At 30.6% G+C, this 21,812-nt stretch carries 24 protein-coding genes; 17 read left to right on the forward strand and 7 right to left on the reverse strand.

Translation table 11 applies throughout. The features are described 5' to 3' along the window. Positions 1-456: an LEA type 2 family protein gene (locus tag Q0870_RS05005; protein WP_298551754.1), complete on the reverse strand. Its 456-nt coding sequence runs from the start codon at positions 454-456 to the stop codon at positions 1-3. A 53-nt stretch (positions 457-509) separates the two neighbouring features. On the opposite strand from Q0870_RS05005, the gene Q0870_RS05010 reads away from it, so the two are divergent. The 4 genes from Q0870_RS05010 to Q0870_RS05025 all read left to right on the forward strand — a co-directional run bounded on the left by Q0870_RS05010 (position 510) and on the right by Q0870_RS05025 (position 4,673). Continuing rightward, entirely contained in the window at positions 510-1,001 is a 492-nt protein-coding gene (locus Q0870_RS05010; RefSeq protein ID WP_298551766.1) for a GNAT family N-acetyltransferase, read from the forward strand. Next, positions 998-1,855, forward strand: a complete 858-nt coding sequence (gene prmC, locus Q0870_RS05015) for a peptide chain release factor N(5)-glutamine methyltransferase (protein WP_298551777.1) — start codon at positions 998-1,000, stop codon at positions 1,853-1,855. Before Q0870_RS05010 ends, prmC begins: the two co-directional genes overlap by 4 nt. After that, the gene (ligA, locus tag Q0870_RS05020; protein WP_298551789.1) at positions 1,852-3,849 is read left to right on the forward strand and encodes an NAD-dependent DNA ligase LigA; all 1,998 of its coding nucleotides are present in this window, start codon (positions 1,852-1,854) and stop codon (positions 3,847-3,849) included. Before prmC ends, ligA begins: the two co-directional genes overlap by 4 nt. 86 nt (positions 3,850-3,935) lie before the next feature. After that, complete coding sequence (locus Q0870_RS05025) at positions 3,936-4,673, forward strand: hypothetical protein (RefSeq protein ID WP_298551804.1); 738 nt, start codon at positions 3,936-3,938, stop codon at positions 4,671-4,673. 5 nt (positions 4,674-4,678) lie between these two features. Here the strand turns inward: Q0870_RS05025 and Q0870_RS05030 are convergent, their stop codons facing one another. From Q0870_RS05030 to Q0870_RS05040, 3 genes are all read right to left on the reverse strand, one after another. Continuing rightward, positions 4,679-5,059, reverse strand: a complete 381-nt coding sequence (locus tag Q0870_RS05030) for a DoxX family protein (protein ID WP_298551809.1) — start codon at positions 5,057-5,059, stop codon at positions 4,679-4,681. A 67-nt stretch (positions 5,060-5,126) separates the two neighbouring features. After that, entirely contained in the window at positions 5,127-6,044 is a 918-nt protein-coding gene (locus Q0870_RS05035) for a metallophosphatase (RefSeq protein WP_298551817.1), read from the reverse strand. Positions 6,045-6,047: 3 nt separating this feature from the next. Further along, entirely contained in the window at positions 6,048-6,806 is a 759-nt protein-coding gene (locus Q0870_RS05040; protein WP_298551824.1) for a 5'-nucleotidase C-terminal domain-containing protein, read from the reverse strand. 57 nt (positions 6,807-6,863) lie between these two features. Here Q0870_RS05040 and Q0870_RS05045 point away from each other — a divergent pair, with 57 nt between their 5' ends. From Q0870_RS05045 to Q0870_RS05105, 13 genes are all read left to right on the forward strand, one after another. Continuing rightward, entirely contained in the window at positions 6,864-7,394 is a 531-nt protein-coding gene (locus Q0870_RS05045) for a hypothetical protein (RefSeq protein WP_298551829.1), read from the forward strand. Beyond that, complete coding sequence (gene dapA, locus Q0870_RS05050; RefSeq protein ID WP_298551836.1) at positions 7,387-8,265, forward strand: 4-hydroxy-tetrahydrodipicolinate synthase; 879 nt, start codon at positions 7,387-7,389, stop codon at positions 8,263-8,265. The genes Q0870_RS05045 and dapA overlap by 8 nt, the downstream gene beginning before the upstream one ends. A gap of 118 nt (positions 8,266-8,383) precedes the next feature. After that, positions 8,384-9,223, forward strand: coding sequence for an outer membrane protein assembly factor BamD (bamD, locus tag Q0870_RS05055; protein WP_298551868.1), 840 nt, complete (start codon positions 8,384-8,386; stop codon positions 9,221-9,223). Between the two features lie 11 nt (positions 9,224-9,234). Beyond that, positions 9,235-9,564 carry a DNA-directed RNA polymerase subunit omega gene (locus Q0870_RS05060; protein ID WP_298551876.1) on the forward strand — a complete coding sequence of 110 codons (330 nt, stop codon included), beginning with the start codon at positions 9,235-9,237 and terminating at the stop codon, positions 9,562-9,564. Positions 9,565-9,730: 166 nt separating this feature from the next. Further along, entirely contained in the window at positions 9,731-10,942 is a 1,212-nt protein-coding gene (gene coaBC / locus Q0870_RS05065; RefSeq protein WP_298551903.1) for a bifunctional phosphopantothenoylcysteine decarboxylase/phosphopantothenate--cysteine ligase CoaBC, read from the forward strand. Continuing rightward, complete coding sequence (locus Q0870_RS05070; RefSeq protein ID WP_298551913.1) at positions 10,935-11,822, forward strand: DUF4835 family protein; 888 nt, start codon at positions 10,935-10,937, stop codon at positions 11,820-11,822. Before coaBC ends, Q0870_RS05070 begins: the two co-directional genes overlap by 8 nt. A 64-nt stretch (positions 11,823-11,886) precedes the next feature. Continuing rightward, positions 11,887-13,539 (forward strand): DNA repair protein RecN, encoded by a 1,653-nt coding sequence (recN, locus tag Q0870_RS05075; RefSeq protein WP_298551914.1) that lies wholly within the window; start codon positions 11,887-11,889, stop codon positions 13,537-13,539. Between the two features lie 95 nt (positions 13,540-13,634). Further along, the gene (locus Q0870_RS05080; RefSeq protein WP_298551919.1) at positions 13,635-14,453 is read left to right on the forward strand and encodes an SDR family oxidoreductase; all 819 of its coding nucleotides are present in this window, start codon (positions 13,635-13,637) and stop codon (positions 14,451-14,453) included. 63 nt (positions 14,454-14,516) lie between these two features. Then, the gene (locus Q0870_RS05085) at positions 14,517-15,524 is read left to right on the forward strand and encodes a glycosyltransferase (protein WP_298551927.1); all 1,008 of its coding nucleotides are present in this window, start codon (positions 14,517-14,519) and stop codon (positions 15,522-15,524) included. Further along, positions 15,524-16,480, forward strand: coding sequence for a CdaR family protein (locus tag Q0870_RS05090; protein WP_298551956.1), 957 nt, complete (start codon positions 15,524-15,526; stop codon positions 16,478-16,480). The genes Q0870_RS05085 and Q0870_RS05090 overlap by 1 nt, the downstream gene beginning before the upstream one ends. Then, positions 16,477-17,061, forward strand: a complete 585-nt coding sequence (coaE, locus tag Q0870_RS05095; RefSeq protein WP_298551970.1) for a dephospho-CoA kinase — start codon at positions 16,477-16,479, stop codon at positions 17,059-17,061. Before Q0870_RS05090 ends, coaE begins: the two co-directional genes overlap by 4 nt. A gap of 114 nt (positions 17,062-17,175) precedes the next feature. Then, positions 17,176-18,708 (forward strand): HAMP domain-containing sensor histidine kinase, encoded by a 1,533-nt coding sequence (locus tag Q0870_RS05100; RefSeq protein WP_298551982.1) that lies wholly within the window; start codon positions 17,176-17,178, stop codon positions 18,706-18,708. A gap of 2 nt (positions 18,709-18,710) precedes the next feature. Beyond that, positions 18,711-19,415 carry a response regulator transcription factor gene (locus Q0870_RS05105; protein WP_298551994.1) on the forward strand — a complete coding sequence of 235 codons (705 nt, stop codon included), beginning with the start codon at positions 18,711-18,713 and terminating at the stop codon, positions 19,413-19,415. 316 nt (positions 19,416-19,731) lie between these two features. On the opposite strand, the gene Q0870_RS05110 is transcribed toward Q0870_RS05105, so the two are convergent. The 3 genes from Q0870_RS05110 to Q0870_RS05120 form a co-directional block, all read right to left on the reverse strand. Beyond that, on the reverse strand, positions 19,732-20,103 hold the full coding sequence (locus tag Q0870_RS05110) for a hypothetical protein (protein ID WP_298552006.1): 372 nt from the start codon (positions 20,101-20,103) through the stop codon (positions 19,732-19,734). A 348-nt stretch (positions 20,104-20,451) separates the two neighbouring features. After that, positions 20,452-20,967: a hypothetical protein gene (locus tag Q0870_RS05115; RefSeq protein ID WP_298552021.1), complete on the reverse strand. Its 516-nt coding sequence runs from the start codon at positions 20,965-20,967 to the stop codon at positions 20,452-20,454. A gap of 119 nt (positions 20,968-21,086) precedes the next feature. Continuing rightward, complete coding sequence (locus Q0870_RS05120; RefSeq protein WP_298552033.1) at positions 21,087-21,743, reverse strand: alpha/beta fold hydrolase; 657 nt, start codon at positions 21,741-21,743, stop codon at positions 21,087-21,089. Between the last annotated feature and the right edge of the window lie 69 nt (positions 21,744-21,812).

Consider the following 21,812-nt stretch of genomic DNA (forward strand, 5'->3'; position numbering starts at 1 on the left):
CTAAAATTTAATTTTCACATCTTCAGTTTGGTTAATTTCATAAGTCGATGAAAACCCTAATACTCTATATTTAATATCGCCTTTATATTGCACTTTAACTTTCTTACTAAATAAACTTCCAATTAATCCACCAATACTTTTATTGCTAAATATGCTATCTGTTGGTACATTTGTTTTTAAAGGCACTGAGAATTCTTTTTTTGCTGGCACCTCAAAGCTTTCTGTAGAAACACTTGCCATTTCGTTGTCGTTTACAAACACTTTTATTTCATCGGTTTGTAGTTCGCCACCAATATCATTTGGGTTTATAAACTTTGCTTCGGCAGTAAAAGTGATGTATTTAGAAGTCGATTCTAAAACCTTGATGTTTTCTAGACCAATAAATTGAGGTTTTTCATTTACAGAACAGCTTAAAAAAGCTAAACAAATTGTTGATAAAATTATAAGTTTTCCCATGATATTTTTTTTCGATTTAACGTATCTTCACTACCTTAAAAGTGCTACTTAAAGTGAGTAAAGATACTATAGTTATTCGAGAAATAGAACCTCAAGACAATGCTCAAATGGAGCAAGTAATTAGGGCGTGTTTTCATGAGTTTAAAATTCCGTTAGAAGGCACTGCATATTCTGATAATGAAACACCTAGAATGTATGAATCTTATCAAAATGATAATGATGTGTATTTTGTAATTGTTAAAAATGATGAAGTTTTAGGCGGTGGCGGCGTAAAACCTTTACCAGATTTTGAAGGTAATGTGTGTGAAATTCAAAAAATGTATTTCTCTCCTAAAGTAAGAGGTGCAGGTTATGGTAGACAATTGTTTGAAAAATGTATGAAAGCTGCTAAAGATTTAGGATATAAAAAATGTTATTTAGAATCTGCTTCGCAACTTAAAGCTGCTATTCATATTTATGAAAGTTACGGGTTTAAGCATTTAGGTAATGCTCTTGGAAATACAGGTCATTACTCTTGTGGTGTATGGATGATAAAGGATTTATGAAGATAAAAGATGTTCAAAATAAGTTTCATAAAGAATTAGATGTTCTTTATGGAGAAGAAGAAGTTAATAGCTTCTTTTTTATGTTGATAGAGCATTATAATAATATAACCAGAATTCAATTAGCCGTTAATCCTGATTTGGTTATAGATGATTATAAAAACATTTTAAGTGCTTTACAATTATTAAAAGAGCAAAGGCCAATTCAATATATAATAGGAGAAACGGAGTTTTACGGACTATCTTTTAGAGTGAATGAAAATGTACTAATTCCTAGACCTGAAACCGAAGAATTAGTTGAATGGATTTTGAAGGACGTTAATAAAAATCAGCCTATTACTATTTTGGATATAGGTACAGGAAGTGGTTGTATTGCTATTTCGTTAGCTAAAAACTTACCAAATGCTGAAGTTTATGCTCTGGATGTTTCCGCGAAAGCGATAAAAACCGCAAAACGAAATGCGAAATTAAACGAGGTAATACTAGAATTTATTGAAGCTGATGTTTTAAATGCAGAAGAGGTAAAACAGAATATAGATGTAAATTTTGATATTATAGTTTCTAATCCACCGTATGTAAGAGTAAAAGAAAAAGCACTTATGAAACCTAATGTTTTGGATAACGAACCACATTTAGCATTGTTTGTTGAGGATGAAAACCCATTGCTTTTTTATAAAGCTATATCTCAGTTTGCAACAAGTAATTTAAATAGTAAAGGACAATTGTTTTTTGAAATTAATGAATATTTAGGCAATGATATGATTGTATTATTAAATAAAAATGATTTTCAAAAGATAGAATTAAAACAAGATATCTTTAAAAAAGATAGGATGATAAAAGGTATTAAAGCGCAATGAATACAGTAAAAGAACAAATTGAAGCCCTTCGTAACGAATTAAGATTGCATAATTACAATTACTATGTGTTGGATAATGCGAGAATATCTGACTATGATTTTGATTTTAGATTAAAAACACTTCAAGATTTAGAAGCAAAGCATCCAGAGTTTTTTGATGCAAATTCCCCAACACAACGTGTTGGAGGAGAAATAACAAAGAATTTCGAAACGCTTGTTCATGAGCATCGTATGTATTCCTTGGACAATTCCTATTCTAAAGAAGATTTAGAGGATTGGGAAACACGAATTAAAAAATTAGTAGATGGAGATGTTAATTATACTTGTGAATTAAAGTATGATGGTGCTTCTATAAGTTTAACCTATGAAAACGGAAAACTTCTAAAAGCTGTTACTAGAGGGGACGGGTTGCAAGGCGATAATATTACAGCCAATATAAAAACTATAAAATCTGTTCCGTTACAGTTAAAAGGCGATTATCCACCAAAGTTTGATATACGAGGAGAAATCGTTTTGCCTTTTGATGGTTTCAATAAAATGAATGAAGAACGTATTGAAATAGGAGAGGAGCCATACAGAAACCCAAGAAATACAGCATCAGGAAGTTTGAAATTACAAGATAGTGCTGAAGTTGCTAAACGTCCGTTAGAATGTCTATTATATAACCTAACGGGTAATACTTTAGGAGTTAAAACACAATTTGAAAGTTTAGATAAAGCACGACAATGGGGTTTTAAAGTCCCAGAAGCTGCTAAATTGGCTAATTCAATTGATGAAGTTTTAGAATTTGTAAATTATTGGGATGTGCGTCGCCATGATTTGCCTTACGAAACGGATGGTGTGGTTATTAAAGTGAATAATTTACAACAGCAAGAAGAACTGGGTTATACAGCTAAAGCGCCACGATGGGCAATTGCTTATAAGTTTAAGGCTGAACAAGTTTCAACAAGATTAAATACTATTACGTATCAAGTAGGGAGAACAGGAGCTATTACTCCTGTGGCTAATCTAGAACCTGTAGAATTAGCAGGAACAACGGTTAAAAGAGCTTCTTTGCATAATGCAGATCAAATTGAAAAACTTGATATTAGAGAAGGTGATGAAGTGTATGTTGAAAAAGGAGGTGAAATTATTCCTAAGATTTTGGGTGTTGATTTAAGTAAACGTTCAGCAAACTCAGAGCCTACAATCTATATTACTCAATGTCCTGAATGTGAAACACAATTAGTTAGACAAGAAGGCGAGGCGCAACATTATTGCCTAAACTATAATGGTTGTAATCCACAAATAATAGGAAGGATTCAACATTTTATATCCAGAAAAGCTATGGATATTGATGGTTTAGGAGGAGAAACGGTAGCGCTTTTAGTAAATGAAGGATTGATTACTAATTATTCAGATTTGTATGAGTTAACTAAAGAACAAGTGGTTCCTTTAGAACGTATGGCTGAAAAAAGTGCTGAAAACTTAATTAATGGTATTAAGCAGTCAAAAAACATTCCTTTTGAGCGCGTACTTTATGCTTTAGGGATTAGATACGTTGGAGAGACTGTAGCAAAAAAATTAGCAAAACATTATAAGGGTATTGATGCTATAGCAGTTGCTTCGCATGAGGAATTGGAAAATGTTGATGAAATAGGAGTAAAAATAGCTGAAAGTGTTACTGCTTTTTTTGAATCTGAAGAAAACGTTGCTATAGTTAACAGATTAAAAGATTTTGGAGTTCAGTTAGAAATGTCTGAAGAACAACTTGTAGGACAGACTGATAAATTAAAAGGAGATATAATTGTTGTATCTGGAGTATTTCACTCGGTTACCAGAAATGTACTAAAAAAACTTATTGAAGACAATGGTGGTAAGGTGAGTAGTTCAATTTCTTCAAAAACTAGTTATATAGTTGCAGGGGATAATATGGGGCCAAGTAAAAAACAAAAAGCAGAAAAACTACAAATTGCATTAATTTCAGAAAGTGAATTCTTACAAAAAATAAAATAATTGCACATTTTTATCGATTAAAAGTAATTTTATACGTTTAATTGTAAAAATAACTTATATTTGTACTTCAACAATAAATTACTCTCATGTACAAGTCGAAAGTCTTGGTAGGATTTGTTTTAATGTGTTATTTCTTATTTGCTATTTTTGAATTTAGTGGTAATGAAGTGGTAGCATATTACTTTAATTCATTAATTGTACCCTTAATTACAATTATTTACATTTTATTTATTGAGCCAAAAAGCAAATTATTTTTAATGTTTTTAGTATGCTATTCTTTATCAGACATCTTAGGAATAGTAATTGATAATATGCCTTATGATGAATCACAAAAACTTTATGATTTTGAATATTATGTTGGTAATTCGCTATATATATTAGCTTATTTTTTTCTGATAATAAAAATCAGTAAATCTCTTAGCTTTTCTCATATTTTTAAAAACTTCAAGCTTCATTTATTAGTGTTATGTGTTCTAAATGTTTACCTGTTATATGTTTTGCATGATATAATTGACCCTAATCTTGTGCTTGAAAGTGATTATTACTTAGAATTAACTTATAATATTGTTGTTCTCTTTCTACTGTCTTTATCATTATTAAATTATTTTTATAAGGACAATACAAAATCACTTTACTTATTTCTAGGAGCGTTGTGTATTGTTTTTTCTGAAGTACTAGATATAGCTTATATATATGTATCTCAAAGATATTTTTTAAACTTTTTGGCAACAACACTTGCCTTAGGAGCCTTTTGTTTCTTCTTTCAACAATCAAAATTATTAAATATTGCTAATGAAGAAGAGAAATATATTGTTACTGAGTAAAAAAGTTATGCTTTTTTTAAAAAAGGAATATCTTTCCTGTATAAATAAAGAATAATAGCAGAAAGTGCAAAAGTAACTATAGCTGTGCCAAAGAGCACACCATCATCATTTCTTACTTCAATACCCAATTGCGTTAAGTGCATCATGATTGCTCCACCAATAATACCTAGAGTTAAACCAGCTCCTATCCAAACAGTTTTTGGTATGAGAAGTAAAATACCAGCAATTAGTTCCAAAATTCCAATACCAATTCTTCCTACTGGTTCTAAACCAACAGTTTTAAAAATATAGACACTGTCTGGGTGTGCGGAAAATTTAAAACGTAAAGTTTGTATTAAAATAACGGCTACAATAAGTCGTAAAGCGAAAGGAATGTGTTTTTTCATAATACGGATGTTTAGTTAAAAACTTAGACGCTCTCAACCTCAATTCATAACAAAAAGATAAAACTACTTATACAATTATTGAAGTTCCATTGGCTGACTTGCCCTTATTTGAATCAAAATAAAAATCTATTCTCCCCAAGTTTATACCATAGCATCCAACTTGGTTAACTAGCATGTTTTTATTTTCAATATTTTTAACAACAGTAGGTTTTGGTAAAAAAGTATGAGTGTGCCCGCCTATAATTAAATCAATATCTTTTGTAGCTTTTGCAAGTGTTAAATCACTTATTTTGTTAGGATTATTTTTATAATAATAACCTAAATGTGATAGACAGATAATTAAATCGCATCCTTTTTCAGTTTTCAAAATTCGTGACATATCTTGACTAATTTCAACCGGGTTTAAATATTTTGTTTCCTTAAACATGTTTGGGGCAACTAGCCCATCTAATTTAATTCCAAGACCAAAAACACCTATTTTTATACCATCCTTTTTAAAAATTTTATAAGGTTTTGTATGTGTATCCATTATGGTGTTAGAAAAATCATAATTTGCAGTTATAAACTGAAATTTGGCATGGGGTAATTGTGCATATAAACCATCAATGCTATTGTCAAAATCATGATTACCAATAGTTGCAGCATCGTATTTTAACTTACTCATAAGTTTAAACTCTAATTCTCCACCATAGTAATTAAAATATGGTGTGCCTTGAAAAATATCGCCTGCATCTAGTAATAAAGTGTTAGGGTTTTCTTTCTTTATAGATTCTACTAAACTTGCACGTCTAGCTATTCCGCCTTTATTTGCGTTTCTGCCATGGTCAGGTCCAAAAGTATCAATATGACTATGCACATCATTTGTATGAAGAATAGTAATTTTTGTATCCTTTGGCAAATTAGTGAAGGATTGTAAACCTAAGCTTCCTATAGTTGCTAAAGCTGTTCCTGCTGATGCTTTTTGTATAAAATGTCTACGCTTCATAATTTACTTTATTTGAATAAATCTATCATCAATATTAGGTTTTATAGTGTCAAGTTTATTAAACTTATCAATTATAGCGTTTCTAATTTTATAATTTAATCTATAAATACTATCGTTTGGTTTAAAAAAATACATGTTATCTCCACCATTATATAAATAATCGCTGGTGGCAACATAATAGGTTTTGTTTTGTTTTATTGTTTTACCTTTTATTTTAGCTTCAATGATATTGAAATTTTTATCAATAGATAAATTTAATTTTGAAATTGGATGCGCCCTTTTTGCTCTGATTAAATAATGAATTAAACTATCAATTTGATTAGTTTTAAGTGCAACAACAACAATGCTATTCTCAAAAGGCATTAATTGAAAAGCTGTTCTTTTTGAGACTCCTCCTTTGTTTAATGGAGATCTAATACCCCCGTGATTTAACAAAACCAAATCAATCTCTTTTCCTGTTCTGCTTTTAAAGATAGGATTAGCTTCACTATAAACTGCATCTGCCATAAAATTACCTACAGCAGTATTAAAATTACCATCGTTTTTTGAATATGTACTTAGTGAATAGGCTATAATACTATCTAAATCTTTTTGGATATTATCTCGAAACGGTTTTATAAATGCTTCAATATTTGAGTCAATAGCCAGCGAATCTGTAATTTGAATTTGTGTACCTTTAATTTTAGAAAGTTGTAATTTATCTTGTTTGCAATTCAGAAAAATTAAAACATATAACAAAATAAAGAAATGTGTAAACCTCATACGAAAATCTATAATTTGAATGTACTTTTGCTACCTTTGCGCAAAGAATAAAGATAAATGATTTTAAAGGGTTTTAAAGAAAAATCTAATAAAAAGCACTTAAATAAATTGTTAGATAACCGACAAGTTAATGTTAATAACGATAAAGTTATAAGTTTAGGTGTTATCTTAAATATTGATGAGTTTGATGATTTTGAGGCCTTTAACATATTAGCTGAATATATAAAAGTACGCCCAAATAGATTGAAAATTATAGCATACTCTTCAAGTAAAAAGAATGATTTATTGTCTTGGAATGAATGTTATAATCCTAAAGATTTTGGTTGGAAAGGAGATATAAAAAATTCAGAATTACAAACTTTTTTAGATACTAAATTTGATGTCTTGATAAGTTATTATGAAAAAGAAATTCTAGAGTTGAAGTTAATAACTGCTGAATCCAAAGCAAAATTTAAAATCGGGATTTTACAACCTGATGAGCGTTTGAATGATTTAATTATTAAAACCAATTTAAAACAGTTCAATCTTTTTAAAGAAGAAGTGTTTAAATACCTAACCATTTTTAAAAAAATAAGTAGTAATGAATAATAAGTTTGTAGGAACGGGAGTTGCATTAGTTACACCATTTAATTCAGATTTAAGTATAGATCATAAAGCATTAACCAATATTGTAAATTATAATATTGAAAATGGTACAGATTATCTTGTGATTTGTGGAACAACAGGAGAGAGTGTAACGCTTACTAAGCAAGAGAAGAAAGAAGTAGTAGCTATCATCTCAGAGGCTAATAAAGGACGATTGCCACTGGTTTTAGGTATTGGGGGAAACAACACAATTGCTGTAGTTGAAGAGATTAAATCTACAGATTTAAGTAGTATTGATGCTATATTATCTGTTTCTCCATATTACAGCAAACCAACGCAAGAAGGCATTTATCAACATTTCAAAGCTGTTTCAGAAGCATCTCCAGTAGATATAATTTTATATAATGTTCCTGGACGTACTTCTAAAAACGTGGAGGTAGAAACTACTTTGAGACTAGCTAACGATTTCAAGAATGTTATAGCAGTTAAAGAAGCAGGAAACAATATGGCTCAATATTTAGAGTTAATAAAAAATAAACCATCAAATTTTTTAATAATTTCTGGTGATGATGATTTGGCACTAGGGGTAACTTTAGCAGGAGGTTCTGGAGTTATTTCTGTAATAGGACAAGCTTTTCCTAGTGAATTTTCAAACATGATTCGGTTAGGGTTAAAAGGCAAAACTAATGAAGCTTACAAGCTTCATTTTAGACTTATGGATGTTATTGGTTATATTTTTGAAGAGAATAACCCTGCTGGAATTAAAGCCGTTTTTGAAGCCTTAAATTTATGCCAGGATACAGTTAGATTACCTATAGTCCCAGCGTCTAAAAACTTAAAATCAAAAATAACAGATTTTGTAAAAACATTCTAATCTGTTAAATATTACTTAAACCTTATAATTGCTGCATATTTGCCATTATTTTAGCATTCAAATAATATTTTTAAATTCCATATTAATAGCGTATTTTTGCATGCTGTATTAAAAATCTATGAAAAAAATTTTTTACATATTAACAACTTTTGCTGTTTTTAGTAGTTGTAGCGAATATCAAAAGGCTTTAAAGGCTGATGGAGAAGGTGCTATTGCTGAAAAATTTAAAATGGGAGAAGCGTTGTATAAAGAAGGTAAATTTGCTAAGGCCAATAGACTTTTTGCACAAATTGTTCCTAATTATAGGGGGAAACCACAGGCTGAAAAATTAATGTACTTGTATTCTCATACGTTTTATGAAATGGGAGATTACTATGTAGCTGGTTATCAGTTTGAGCGTTTTGCTTCAAGCTATCCTAAAAGCGAAAAGGTGGCTGAGGCTTCTTTTTTAAGTGCAAAAAGTGCTTATCAATTATCACCTGTTTATAGTAAAGATCAAACAGAAACTAAGGAAGCTATAGAAAAACTTCAAGAGTTTATAAATGTATATACAGAATCAAATAATGTTTCAGAAGCTAGTAAACTAGTTCAAGAATTAGATTTTAAACTTGAGAAAAAAGCTTATGAGACAGCAAAACAGTATAATCAAATTTCTGATTATCCTGCATCTGTAAGATCTTTTGATAATTTTATTTTCGAGTTTCCAGGTTCTAAGTTGCGTGAAGATGCCTTGTATTATAGACTAGATTCAGCTTATAAATTAGCGCTTAATAGTATAGAAGTTAAAAGAACACTTCAAGCGGGTTTGGTATATTTGAAAAAAGAACGTTTAGAAGCTGCAAAAGAGTACTCAGATGCGTTTAAATTAGCCTATGCTAATTCAAAATATATTGAAGATGTAAATGAGATGGCTTCAGAAATCAATGATGAATTAAAAAATTACAGCACAAAAAGTTAAATAATAATATAATGGATTTAAAAAAAACCAATGCTCCAGTTAATACGGTAACGTATGATAGAAATCAAATTGATGAGCCAACAGAGAATATCTACGAGTCAATTTCAATTATATCAAGACGTGCAGAACAAATTAACACAGAGATTAAAAAAGAACTTATTGATAAGTTAGAAGAATTTGCTACTTATAATGATAGTCTTGAAGAAATCTTTGAAAACAAAGAGCAAATTGAGGTTTCTAAATTTTACGAAAAATTACCAAAACCTCATGCATTAGCTGTTCAAGAATGGCTAACAGATAAAATATATTTTAGAAATACTGACGAAGATAGTCAGGAATAATTTCTAAATTTAAACACCATTAAATAAACTCCAATACCGTTTTAATAAATGGTCTTGGAGTTTATTAGTTTTTAGGGTTTTAAAAACTAAGGGCTTACTTTTTTTTAAATTTTAATACCTTGTGGGCTATTCAAGGTAGTTTATTTGGTTATTAAACAAAGGTATTATGAGTATACTAAGTGGAAAAAATATATTATTAGGTATTACTGGTGGTATTGCCGCTTATAAAACAGCTTCACTTGTTCGGTTATTTGTAAAAACTGGTGCTAAGGTAAAAGTTATAATGACGCCTGCTGCTAAAGATTTTATTACACCATTAACGCTATCTACACTATCAAAACACCCTGTTCATTCTTCTTTTACTAATGAAGAAGATGATAATGCTGTTTGGAATAATCATGTAGATTTAGGACTATGGGCAGATATATTTATTGTTGCACCAGCCACTGCAAACACCTTGTCTAAAATGGCAAATGGTGTTTGTGATAATTTATTATTAGCAACATATTTATCTGCAAAATGCCCTGTATATTTTGCTCCAGCTATGGATTTGGATATGTATAAACACCCTTCAACGATAGAGTCTTTTAAAAAGTTGGATGCTTTTAAAAACATTATGATTCCTGCTGCAACTGGTGAATTAGCTAGTGGATTAGTGGGAGAAGGAAGAATGGCAGAGCCTGAAGATATTGTTGAGTTTATAGAGCAAGATATTTTAGGAACATTACCACTTAATGGAAAGAAAATATTAATTACCGCCGGACCAACTTACGAAGCTATTGATCCCGTTCGTTTTATAGGAAACCATTCTAGTGGTAAAATGGGTTTTGAAATTGCTAAAGCAGCTGCTAATCTTGGCGCTGAGGTTGTATTGATAACTGGGCCGACACATCAGAATGTAACACATTCAAACATAAAAATAGTGCCAGTTATTAGCGCGCAAGATATGTACAATGAAGTGCATAAGTATTTTGATACCACAAATATTGCTATACTTTCTGCGGCTGTAGCAGATTTTACACCAAAAGAAGTAGCTAGTCAGAAAATAAAAAAGAAGTCTGAAACGTTAACTTTAGAGTTAGAAAAAACTAAAGATATTTTAGCATCTCTAGGAGTTATTAAGAAAAATCAGTTTTTGGTTGGTTTTGCATTAGAAACTAACAACGAGCTTGAAAATGCAAAAGGAAAATTAAAAAGAAAGAATTTAAATTTAATTGTGTTAAATTCGTTAAATGACAAAGGTGCTGGTTTTAAAACTGACACTAATAAAGTAACTTTTATTGATGATAAAGAAAACATATTAGAGTTTCAATTAAAGTCGAAAAGTGAAGTTGCTTCAGATTTATTAAATAAAATAATATCAGAAATTGATGCGTAATATTTTAATTGTATTAATATTTTTTCTTGGAATTAAAGGAGGCTCGCAAGAGTTAAATTGTAATGTTGTTGTAAATGCAGAACAAACGGGTAACGAAAATTTCCCCATATTTAAAACGCTAGAGAAACAACTTAATGAGTTTGTTAATAATACAAAATGGACTAAAAAAACTTTTAAAGACCAAGAACGCATTAGTTGCAACATGTTTTTGAATATTACAGATTATAGTGGCGAATCTTTTCAAGGGACTTTACAAATACAATCTTCAAGACCAATTTACGGGTCATCTTTTAGTACTCCTATCTACAATTTTAATGATAAAGATTTTAGTTTTAGATATTTAGAATTTCAAAATTTAATTTATAACCCTAATCAGTTTGAGTCTAACTTAATATCTATTTTGGCGTTTCATATAAATATAATTTTAGCTATGGATGCCGACTCATTTTCAGAAAAAGGGGGTGATGAATATTATAAGCAAGCTCAAATTATAACAAACTATTCACAACAAAGTAATTTTCAAGGTTGGAAATTAGAAGATGGTTTACAAAGTAGGTTTACTCTAATTGATAATGTGTTGTCTCCCACTTTTAAGGAATATCGTGACATTATGTACAATTACCACAGAAAAGGTTTAGATTTAATGAGCGATAATGTAAAAGCAGGAAAAGCTGAAGTTGCGTCTTCTTTAGAGAAATTTACGGCAATGAACAGTCGTAGACCAAACTCCTTTTTACTTCGAACATTTTTTGATGCCAAAGCAGAAGAAATTGAGCAAATATTTACAGATGGCCCACCTGTTAATATTGCAAGTTTAAAAGAAACACTCCAAAAAGTGGCACCCTTACATAGTAGTAAGTGGCAAAATATAAAGCTTTAAAATAAGTTTGCAATTTATTGATACAAATTGATTGTTAACTCAATACTGCAACCAATATTAGAATATGCTAACCTCACTTTCCATAAAAAATTACGCTTTAATTGATAAGCTTCATGTCGATTTTAATGATGGTTTTTCTATAATTACTGGTGAAACTGGAGCTGGAAAATCAATACTACTTGGCGGGTTATCATTAATACTAGGTAAACGAGCAGATTTAAGTAGTTTAAAAGATGCTTCTCAAAAATGTATTATAGAGGCTGTTTTTAATATATCGAATTACAAGTTGGAATCACTTTTTAAATCTGAAGATTTCGATTATGAGCCGCAAACAATAATACGAAGAGAAATTTTGCCTTCAGGAAAATCTAGGGCGTTTGTCAATGATTCTCCTGTAAACCTAGCCAGTTTGCAATTATTAGGAGCAAGGTTAATAGATGTGCATTCGCAACACCAAACACTCCAACTAACAAGTAACGATTTTCAGTTTCAGGTTATTGATGCTTTGGCAAATAATGAAGACGCATTACAAAATTACGGTGCCGAATTAAACACATATAAAGCTCTTAAAAAAGAGCTTGAAGAACTTCATGTGTTTCAAGTTGAGGCTATTAAAGAACACGATTATAATTCGTTTTTATTAAATGAATTAACAGAGGCAGACTTAGTTGAAGGTGAAGTAGAGCGTTTAGAGGAAGAATATGAAACCTTAAATAATATTGAGGGTATTAAAGAGAAACTTTCGGAAGCATATCAACTTTTAAGTGATGATGATTTAGGTGTTATAGCCTCAATCACAGCATTAAAAAGCGTATTTCAAAAGCTATCTGGGTTTTCATCTAAATATGAAGAATTATACAATAGAGTAAATAGTAGCTTGATTGAAATGGATGATTTGTATAGTGAAGTCAATGATTTTCAAGAAAATATCGATGCAGACCCAAAGCGGTTAGAGTTTGTTGATACTAAACTTAAAGCGCTTCATAACTTAATGCAAAAACATGCAGCTGCAAATGTTTCAGAGCTAATTGTTATTAAAGATGAACTAGATAAAAAAGTGTCAATTACCGAAAACCTTGATGAAGTTATTCAGAAAAAACAATCTGAAATAACCTCAAAAGAAAATCAATTGAATACGATTACTAAGGCTATTCACGATAAACGTTCAGAAGTTATTCCACAATTAAAAAAACAATTAGAAGCCATTTTAATTGGTTTAGGTATGCCAAATGCACAGTTTAAAATTGAAGCTTTGTACGGAAACTCATTTTTTACAAATGGAAAAGATGAATTGTCTTTTTTATTTTCCGCTAATAAGGGAGGGAGTTTTAATGAACTTAAAAGGGCAGCTTCTGGAGGAGAATTATCAAGAATTATGCTTGCTATAAAATCGATTTTAGCCAAATATATTAAGTTGCCAACTATTGTTTTTGATGAAATTGATACTGGTGTTTCTGGTGAAATATCAAATAAAATGGGAGATATTATGTTGCAAATGAGTAAAACAATGCAAGTATTGTCTATAACTCATTTACCACAAGTTGCAGCCAAAGGACATTCACATTTTAAAGTATATAAAGAAGATGTAAATGAGGTGACAGAAACCAATTTGATAAAATTAAATCACGATGAGCGTATTGTAGAAATAGCACAAATGTTGGGAGGGACAGAAATGTCAACATCGGCTATTGCTCATGCAAAAGAATTACTCAATTAGCTTATCATTCCTGTGAAGAGAAAACTATTTAAATTATAATTTTAATACTATATTTGATAATCTTGATTAAATCAATAAAAAATAACTAACTAAATATGTCATACAATTTACTAAAAGGAAAAAAGGGAATTATTTTCGGGGCATTAGATTCTAACTCAATTGCTTGGAAAACTGCAGAACGTGTTCATGAAGAAGGCGGTACATTTGTTTTAACAAACGCTCCAGTAGCTATGCGAATGGGACAAATAAACGAATTGGCAGAAAAAACAGGTTCTCAAATTATTCCTGCTGATGCGACTTCAGAAGAGGATTTGAAAAATCTTGTAGAGCAATCTATGGAAATTTTAGGAGGTAAAATCGATTTCGTTTTACACTCTATTGGAATGTCTATAAACGTTAGAAAAGGAAAACATTATACCGACCAAAACTATGCTTGGACACAAAAAGGAACGGATGTTTCTGCTATGTCTTTTCATAAAGTTATGCAAACATTATATAAAGCAGATGCTATGAATGAATGGGGAAGTATCGTAGCATTAACCTATATGGCAGCTCAACGTGTTTTTCCTGATTATAATGATATGGCAGATAATAAAGCCTATTTAGAAAGTATTGCTCGTAGTTTTGGTTATTTCTTTGGTAGAGATAAAAAAGTTCGTGTAAATACAATTTCGCAATCACCAACACCAACAACAGCAGGAAGTGGTGTAAAAGGATTTGATGGATTTATTGCTTATGCTGATAAAATGTCGCCACTTGGAAATGCGACTGCTTTAGACTGTGCAAACTATACAGTATCAATGTTTAGTGATTTAACAAAACGTGTTACATTGCAAAACTTATTTCATGATGGTGGTTTCAACAATATGGGTGTAAGTGATGCTGTAATGAGTACATTTGTAGGAGAAGAATAAATTAAATATTTATATTGAAGAAAGCCACCAATAAAACGGTGGCTTTTTTGTTACTTTTGTGTTATGCAAATACAATTTTCATTCATAATTCCAGTTTATAATCGCCCTGATGAAGTTCAAGAACTTTTGGAGAGTTTTATAGCTTTAGAAGGAGATGTGCCGTTTGAGATTGTAATTGTAGAAGATGGGTCAACTAAAACCTCAAAAGCAGTTGTTGATACATTTAGTAAAAGTTTAAATATTTCATATTTTTTCAAGGAAAACTCTGGGCCTGGAGATTCCAGAAACTTTGGAATGCAGCATGCTAAAGGGAATTATTTTATCATTTTAGATTCAGATTGTATTTTACCCAAAGATTATTTAGTTGAAGCTAACAAAAGTTTAAAAGCAGATTATGTAGATTGTTTTGGAGGTCCAGATGCGGCTCATAGTTCCTTTTCTAATTTACAAAAAGCCATTAATTTTTCAATGACATCTTTTATTACTACTGGAGGTATTCGAGGAAATAAGAAAAGTGTCGATAAATTTCAACCCAGAAGTTTCAATATGGGGCTTTCTAAAAAAGCTTTTGAAGACTCTAAAGGTTTTGGAAGAATTCATCCAGGTGAAGATCCAGATTTATCAATTAGACTTTGGGAGTTAGGCTATAAAACCAAATTAATCCCAGAAGCTTTTGTGTATCATAAGCGTCGAATATCTTGGAGTAACTTTTATAAACAAGTCAATAAATTTGGTATGGTACGTCCTATTTTAAATAAGTGGCATCCGTCTACAAAAAAGCTTACTTATTGGTTTCCTACATTGTTTAGTTTAGGTTTAATAGTAGCATTTTTGCTGTTCATATTTGGTTTTAAATGGTTATTTGTTAGTTACGGATTATATTTTTTTATAGCATTGATGTTAGCTCTATTTAGTACTAGAAATGTAATAGTATCGGTATTAGTCTTACCTGCAATTTTAGTTCAGTTTTTTGGTTATGGTTATGGGTTTTTAAAATCGACTTTAGCAATTTCAGTATTAAATAAAACCCCAGAAGTACATTTCCCTAAATTATTTTTTAAATTAAAATAATGGAAAAACTAAGAGCAGATATCTTAACGTCGTTTAAAAATAGAAAAATTAATGTATTCATTTTATTTCTGTTTTTTGCATTTGTTATTTTAATGTTTACAAAGCTTTCAAAAGAGTACACTAATACTATTGCTTTTGATGTTGAAAAGCTAAACATACCTCAAGAGAATATTATTTTAAACGATTCAACAAAAATTAATATCACATTAAAAACTCATGGTTTTAGGTGGTTAAAGTATTATTTCTCTAAGCCAAAAATCAAAATAGACTTTAATGAAGACGTTCATAAAAAAGAAGGTGTTTTTGTTTGGAACAAATCAAAAGCCTATTTGAATAACATACAATTTGATAAAGCAGTAGAAATTCTCAATATCTCACCAGACCCAATAACCTTTAGATATGGCGTTAATATGGTTAAAACAGTTCCTGTTTTATTTAATACAGATGTTAGTTTTAGCCCTGGTTTTAGTACAACTAGCGCTATAATTTCTGAACCAGATTCAGTAACTGTCGTGGGTCCAAATATATTGGTTTCAGAAATTGAGTCTTTAGAATTGGAGGACGTTACTTTTAAAGATATTAAATCAGATATACTTGAAAAAGTAAATATTAAGTTACCTCAAAATGTATCTGATTTAAAGTTTTCAACGAATCAAGTAGTTTTAAAAGCTAAAGTTGAAAAATTCACGGAGGGTACACTTAAAATTCCAGTTTCAATAATTAATGCGCCTAAAAATACAAATTTAAAGTACTTTCCTAGGATGGTAAGCGTTTCATATTATGTCAGTTTAAGTAACTTTAATGCTATAAAAGCAAATGATTTTAAAGTAGTTTGCGATTTTAATAAAACAAATGAAAATCAGTCTTTTTTAATTCCAGAATTGGTTAAAACTCCAGGCTTAGTGCAGCATTCTAAAATTAGTCAACAACGTATAGAATTTATAATTACAAAATGATTATTGTAGGACTTACGGGTGGTATAGGCAGTGGCAAGACTACTGTTGCCAAACAATTTTTGAAATTAGGAATCCCTGTTTATATTGCTGATGATGAAGCTAAAAGCTTAATGCGAAGGTCAAAAATCATAAAAAGAAAACTCATTAAATTATTTGGTAACGATGCTTATATTAATGGTGAATTAAATAAGCCATTTTTAGCTAGTATTATATTTAATGACAAATCCTATTTGAAAAAAATGAACGCTATTGTTCACCCAAAAGTAGCAAAGCATTTTGAAAAGTGGGTATTAAAGCAAGATGCACCTTATGTTATTAAAGAAGTGGCAATTTTGTTTGAAAACGGAGGTAACGAAACCTGCGATTTTGTAATTACAGTTGTGGCTCCAATAAAAACAAGAATAAAACGTTTGCTAAAACGAGATGATACTTCAAAAGAGAAGATTGAAGCAATCATGAAAAATCAATGGACAGATGAAGAAAAAATTAAGCATTCTCATTTTGTAATTGATAATACAGAACTTGAAAAGACTATAAATCAAGTTAAAAAAATCCATAAGAAACTTCTTGTTAAACCATAAAAGGCTTAAATTTTAACATTTTTGTTAATGTAAGGTTAAAAACAAGATTACTATATGTTAAAATGTTAATTTTGAATGATGGGCAAAAAGTTATTCATCCTGCTAATAATACTCATGAGCTTGTCGCTAGTTGGTATTATTGCGATTCAAGCTTATTATATTAACGATTCAGTTAATAACGAAAAGGAACGTTTTAAGTTTAATGTTCTAACGGCGCTTAATTACGTTTCTAATATTATTGAAGAAAACGAATCAGAACAATATTTCTCTAAGTTTATAGGATTAGATAGTGAGAAAAAAGTAGATGAAGAAGCCGTTTCGCAGTTGTTAATTTATCAAAAAAACAACAGTACAAAAGAAATGTTTGTTTACAGAGGTGATGTTTTAGAAGAAAACTATAAACTAACTTCTTCGCTCTTTGACATTGGTTTCGATAGTCTTGATATCAAGAATATTACTTCAAAATCAACAACCGAAATATATAGTAGTGCAGGAGGTGATGATAAGGATATAAAAAGCCCTATTTCAAAAATCATAAAAAGTGGAAGTATTGATGAAGGGCAGCGTTTAAGTTTTGAAAAAGGGTTTAAAGAAATGCGTAAAACGTATCCCATTCATAAACGTGTGTCGGAAAAAGAAATTAAAGAATTACTGGTAGATAAGCTCAAAAAAGATGATATCAATATCGATTTTGAATTTGCCATTTACAGTAACGATTTAGCAACAAAAGTGAGAAGCGATAATTTTGAAAACAGGCCAGAATCAAACTTTAAAGTTCCTATTTTGTATGATGAAAATAACCAAACACCATATAGACTTATAGTAAATTTTCCTGACGATAGTAAGTTTATTTTGTCTGGTATTATTGGGATGATATTGTTATCAATAACATTTACATCAATTATCATATTAGCGTATTCAAGTGCTTTATTTCAGTTAGTAAAACAACGTAAAATTTCAGAAATAAAAACTGATTTTATTAATAATATGACACATGAGTTTAAAACGCCAATTGCAACAATTAATTTAGCTATAGATTCTATTAAGAACCCTAAAATAATTGATGATAAGGAAAAAGTGCTAAGATATCTTGGCATGATAAAGGAGGAAAACAAGAGGATGCATGCGCAGGTTGAAAACGTATTAAGAATATCTAAGTTAGAGAAAAACGAATTAAATATTAGTAAGGATAGAGTAGAGCTACACGACTTAATTGACGATGCCTTAACACATGTTGCGCTTATAGTTGAAGACAGACAAGGGTATATAAAAACCTTTTTTAATGCCGATAAAGCGTCGATTTTAGCAAACGAAACTCATTTTACCAATGTTATAGTAAATATTATGGATAATGCCATAAAGTATTCACCTGAAGCTCCTGAAGTTGAAGTGTATACAGAAAATGTTGGAACAAATATTATATTAAAAATTAAAGACCATGGTAGCGGTATGAGTAAAGCAGCTGCCAAAAAGGTGTTCGAAAAATTTTATAGAGAGCACACCGGAAATATTCATAACGTAAAAGGCCATGGATTAGGCTTAGCTTACGTTAAACGAATTGTAGAAGACCATCAAGGTCATGTATCAGTAGAAACAGAAAAAGACAAAGGAAGCACATTTATAATTAAGCTGCCGCTAATATCATAACTATGGAAGACTTTAAAAAAAGAATATTGTTAGTAGAAGACGATCCAAATTTCGGAACCGTACTTAAAGATTATTTAATGATGAATGATTACGAAGTAACCCACGCCAAAAACGGTATGGAAGGCTTCGAAAAATTCAAGAAAGACGATTTCGATTTATGCATCCTAGACGTTATGATGCCCTATAAAGACGGCTTTACACTAGCCAAAGAAATAAGAGAAAAAAACACAGACGTTCCCATTATATTCCTAACCGCAAAAACGATGAAAGAAGACGTTTTAAAAGGGTATAAAGTAGGCGCAGACGATTATTTAAACAAACCCTTTGATAGTGAGGTGCTTTTAATGAAAATTAAAGCCATCATCCAACGAAAAGCTACCGAGACTATTTCAGATAGCAAACAATTCGAGTTTAAAATTGGGCGTTTCGATTTAAATTCAAAACTCCGTTTCCTAAAGTTCGATGGAGAAAATCCCGTAAAACTATCACCAAAAGAAAACGAGTTATTACGTTTATTAGCATTGCATGAAAACGATTTAATGCCTCGCGAATTAGCGCTAACAAAAATCTGGCGAGACGATAATTATTTCACATCCCGAAGTATGGATGTTTACATCGCAAAGCTTCGTAAGTACATGAAATTAGACGATAAAGTAGAAATACTAAACATCCACGGCGAAGGTTTTAGATTGGTAATAAACCAGTAAAAAACACCGTTTTATGATATTTAAAATCCTGTTTCATGCAGGATTTTTTTGTTTTGGGCGTTACCCCGAAAAGGGGTCGGGCTTTCACTACTCAATCTTTTTGCGAAAAGCAAAAAGGATTTCAAACATGCCGTTCAATCCCTAACGCGGGTTGGTTTACTAAAGTTGGTGCTTATTTAAAGTTGTTTTCGTACCTACTAAATACATAGTTTAGAGCTTAGAAATTTGAATAAGAATTTACAACCTTTTATGTGTTATATACGCATGTTACGGGCAGTTGTTTTTTTCCAATTCGAGATTAAAAAACTTCTACTATCTATTGGTCTTGAATTGTAATTGACACTGTTTCACCTTTTATTGCTGTAAGTGTAAAACCGGATAAACCACCACTAGAAAGAGGAACTTCAAAATAGAAAGTAGGTGTTTCATCATCATCAAAGAAAAAATCTTCTGGAATATATCTCGCTTCACCATTCTGGTCAGTAATTAGATTTGGATAATCGTAATTTGGATATAGATTTGTATTCAATTCTACGCTTATCTCAATTCCTTGTTTTGGATTACCATTTAAATCAAGAGTTTCGATTAATAGTATAGCGTCACTAGAATTGTTATTGTCATCATCATTACTGCAGGAAAAAGTAAAAATAATAGTCAATAGGGCTAAAATCATAAATTGTTTTTTCATAAATCTAAGTTGTTAAAATTGACCTACTTCAAAATTCAGTTTGCTTTTCGGTTTGTTCCCAACATTATATTCAAGTCAAATTCAGTCGTTCGATTTGACAGTCAATAATCGTAATTTGTAAGTTGTTGAGAAAACTAAAATGAAAACCTGATGATTTCTGATGAAAATTTTGTTTTTCAGCCGAAATATTGGTTTTAATTGCCCACAACGTGTTTGTATAAGAATAGTTGCGGGTTTGCGTGCGAGGATTTTCCGAAGGAAAATCAGATGTAGCAAATACGCAACTACCTTTGTTTAAGCACAAAATAGCAATTATTTTTATACGTTGTTGTGCAACGTATTTTATTTTTAGAAAGTCTTAAATTTTCCTTTAAACTCTCTTTTAAAAATTTCATCTTTTGCTCCTTGTTTTTTTAATTCTCCAGCAAAATAGTTTTGGGTCAAAAAAATAGAATAGTAACCGATTATTTTTTTAGAATTAAACGGATTAGAATTCAGTTTTAAGTCAACACTATCCACTTTAAAAGTCATCTCACTTCCATCAATTACATCAGTTGATTCGTCATATTCAGCATTTATGATTTCGAGCTTTGAATTCAGTTCAAGAGTTACATAGTGTCCTGTGAGTCCATCGTTGTTATTGTTAACGATTAAAATATTTTCACCATTTTCTCGTAACTCAAAAGTATTCTCCAATATAAAATCAGTATTCGTAGAAGAATCATGAGGGAAATATAAATCATCTTTGTCATATGAGTTTATTTCTAATATTTCCACTTGTCCAAGTTTTTCATTTTTCGAACAGCTCATACTAAAAATAAGCACTAAAATCAGTAAAATGTATTTTTGAGTTCGGTTTTTCATATGTTGCACAACTCGTTATATAATCAATTTTATTGTCGATATCCCGTAAATAAGTCAGGATATGGAAAGTTTTGCGTCGTTGTTATCCCGTAAATATAATTAATTTTTCCTACGATAATTTAAATGCGTTTCATCAACCAATCCTTAAACTCGTAAAAATTTTGAGGAGCAACACCGTGTCCCACAGGGAACTCAGAATATTTGTGCTTGATGTTTAAGCCATCTAAAAAAGGAAGTGTAAGTCTTGCCCAACTAACAGGAATTACTTGGTCTGAACTTCCGTGAGAGCAGTAAAAATCTAAGTTTGAGTAATCTCGATGTTCTATATCCTCAGGAAAAATATCTTTATTAATATAGCCACTAAGTGCTACAATATTTTTAACCTTCTCAGGATACGTTAAAGCCACAGCATAACTTAAAATAGAACCTTGGCTAAACCCTAAGAGCGATACATTGTTTTTATCTACAGGATATTCAGCGATAGCTTCATCAATAAAATTTGCAATTAAATCTCGAGATGCTTTAGCTTGTACGTTATCACTCCATTTCCCTTTGTCTTCATCAAAATTAATAGCATACCAAGCATTGCCAAAAGGTTGCATCGGGTAGGGCGCTTTCACTGAAATGATAAAAAGGTTTTCAGGTAATTCTGCAGCAAACGAAAACAAATCGTTTTCATCACTACCATAACCATGCATTAAAATAAGTAATGGTGCATTTTCGGTTAAACTAGATTCACGAATAATATGATGTAAAGAGAGTTTGCTATTTAACATGTATTTGTTTTAGACTTGATGGTTCGTGGCTCGATTGAATCCTTTTTGGAATTTTGTTTTTTTATTTTG

This window comes from uncultured Algibacter sp., from assembly GCF_947487575.1.
GTDB lineage: Bacteria > Bacteroidota > Bacteroidia > Flavobacteriales > Flavobacteriaceae > Algibacter_B.

Bases quoted from the DNA above. Each gene is read 5' to 3' on its own strand.
- Q0870_RS05005 (WP_298551754.1), bottom strand. From the start codon at position 456: ATGGGAAAACTTATAATTTTATCAACAATTTGTTTAGCTTTTTTAAGC.
- prmC (WP_298551777.1), top strand. From the start codon at position 998: ATGAAGATAAAAGATGTTCAAAATAAGTTTCATAAAGAATTAGATGTT.
- ligA (WP_298551789.1), top strand. From the start codon at position 1,852: ATGAATACAGTAAAAGAACAAATTGAAGCCCTTCGTAACGAATTAAGA.
- Q0870_RS05025 (WP_298551804.1), top strand. From the start codon at position 3,936: ATGTACAAGTCGAAAGTCTTGGTAGGATTTGTTTTAATGTGTTATTTC.
- Q0870_RS05030 (WP_298551809.1), bottom strand. From the start codon at position 5,059: ATGAAAAAACACATTCCTTTCGCTTTACGACTTATTGTAGCCGTTATT.
- Q0870_RS05035 (WP_298551817.1), bottom strand. From the start codon at position 6,044: ATGAAGCGTAGACATTTTATACAAAAAGCATCAGCAGGAACAGCTTTA.
- Q0870_RS05040 (WP_298551824.1), bottom strand. From the start codon at position 6,806: ATGAGGTTTACACATTTCTTTATTTTGTTATATGTTTTAATTTTTCTG.
- Q0870_RS05045 (WP_298551829.1), top strand. From the start codon at position 6,864: ATGATTTTAAAGGGTTTTAAAGAAAAATCTAATAAAAAGCACTTAAAT.
- dapA (WP_298551836.1), top strand. From the start codon at position 7,387: ATGAATAATAAGTTTGTAGGAACGGGAGTTGCATTAGTTACACCATTT.
- bamD (WP_298551868.1), top strand. From the start codon at position 8,384: ATGAAAAAAATTTTTTACATATTAACAACTTTTGCTGTTTTTAGTAGT.
- Q0870_RS05060 (WP_298551876.1), top strand. From the start codon at position 9,235: ATGGATTTAAAAAAAACCAATGCTCCAGTTAATACGGTAACGTATGAT.
- coaBC (WP_298551903.1), top strand. From the start codon at position 9,731: ATGAGTATACTAAGTGGAAAAAATATATTATTAGGTATTACTGGTGGT.
- Q0870_RS05070 (WP_298551913.1), top strand. From the start codon at position 10,935: ATGCGTAATATTTTAATTGTATTAATATTTTTTCTTGGAATTAAAGGA.
- recN (WP_298551914.1), top strand. From the start codon at position 11,887: ATGCTAACCTCACTTTCCATAAAAAATTACGCTTTAATTGATAAGCTT.
- Q0870_RS05080 (WP_298551919.1), top strand. From the start codon at position 13,635: ATGTCATACAATTTACTAAAAGGAAAAAAGGGAATTATTTTCGGGGCA.
- Q0870_RS05085 (WP_298551927.1), top strand. From the start codon at position 14,517: ATGCAAATACAATTTTCATTCATAATTCCAGTTTATAATCGCCCTGAT.
- Q0870_RS05090 (WP_298551956.1), top strand. From the start codon at position 15,524: ATGGAAAAACTAAGAGCAGATATCTTAACGTCGTTTAAAAATAGAAAA.
- coaE (WP_298551970.1), top strand. From the start codon at position 16,477: ATGATTATTGTAGGACTTACGGGTGGTATAGGCAGTGGCAAGACTACT.
- Q0870_RS05100 (WP_298551982.1), top strand. From the start codon at position 17,176: ATGAGCTTGTCGCTAGTTGGTATTATTGCGATTCAAGCTTATTATATT.
- Q0870_RS05105 (WP_298551994.1), top strand. From the start codon at position 18,711: ATGGAAGACTTTAAAAAAAGAATATTGTTAGTAGAAGACGATCCAAAT.
- Q0870_RS05110 (WP_298552006.1), bottom strand. From the start codon at position 20,103: ATGAAAAAACAATTTATGATTTTAGCCCTATTGACTATTATTTTTACT.
- Q0870_RS05115 (WP_298552021.1), bottom strand. From the start codon at position 20,967: ATGAAAAACCGAACTCAAAAATACATTTTACTGATTTTAGTGCTTATT.
- Q0870_RS05120 (WP_298552033.1), bottom strand. From the start codon at position 21,743: ATGTTAAATAGCAAACTCTCTTTACATCATATTATTCGTGAATCTAGT.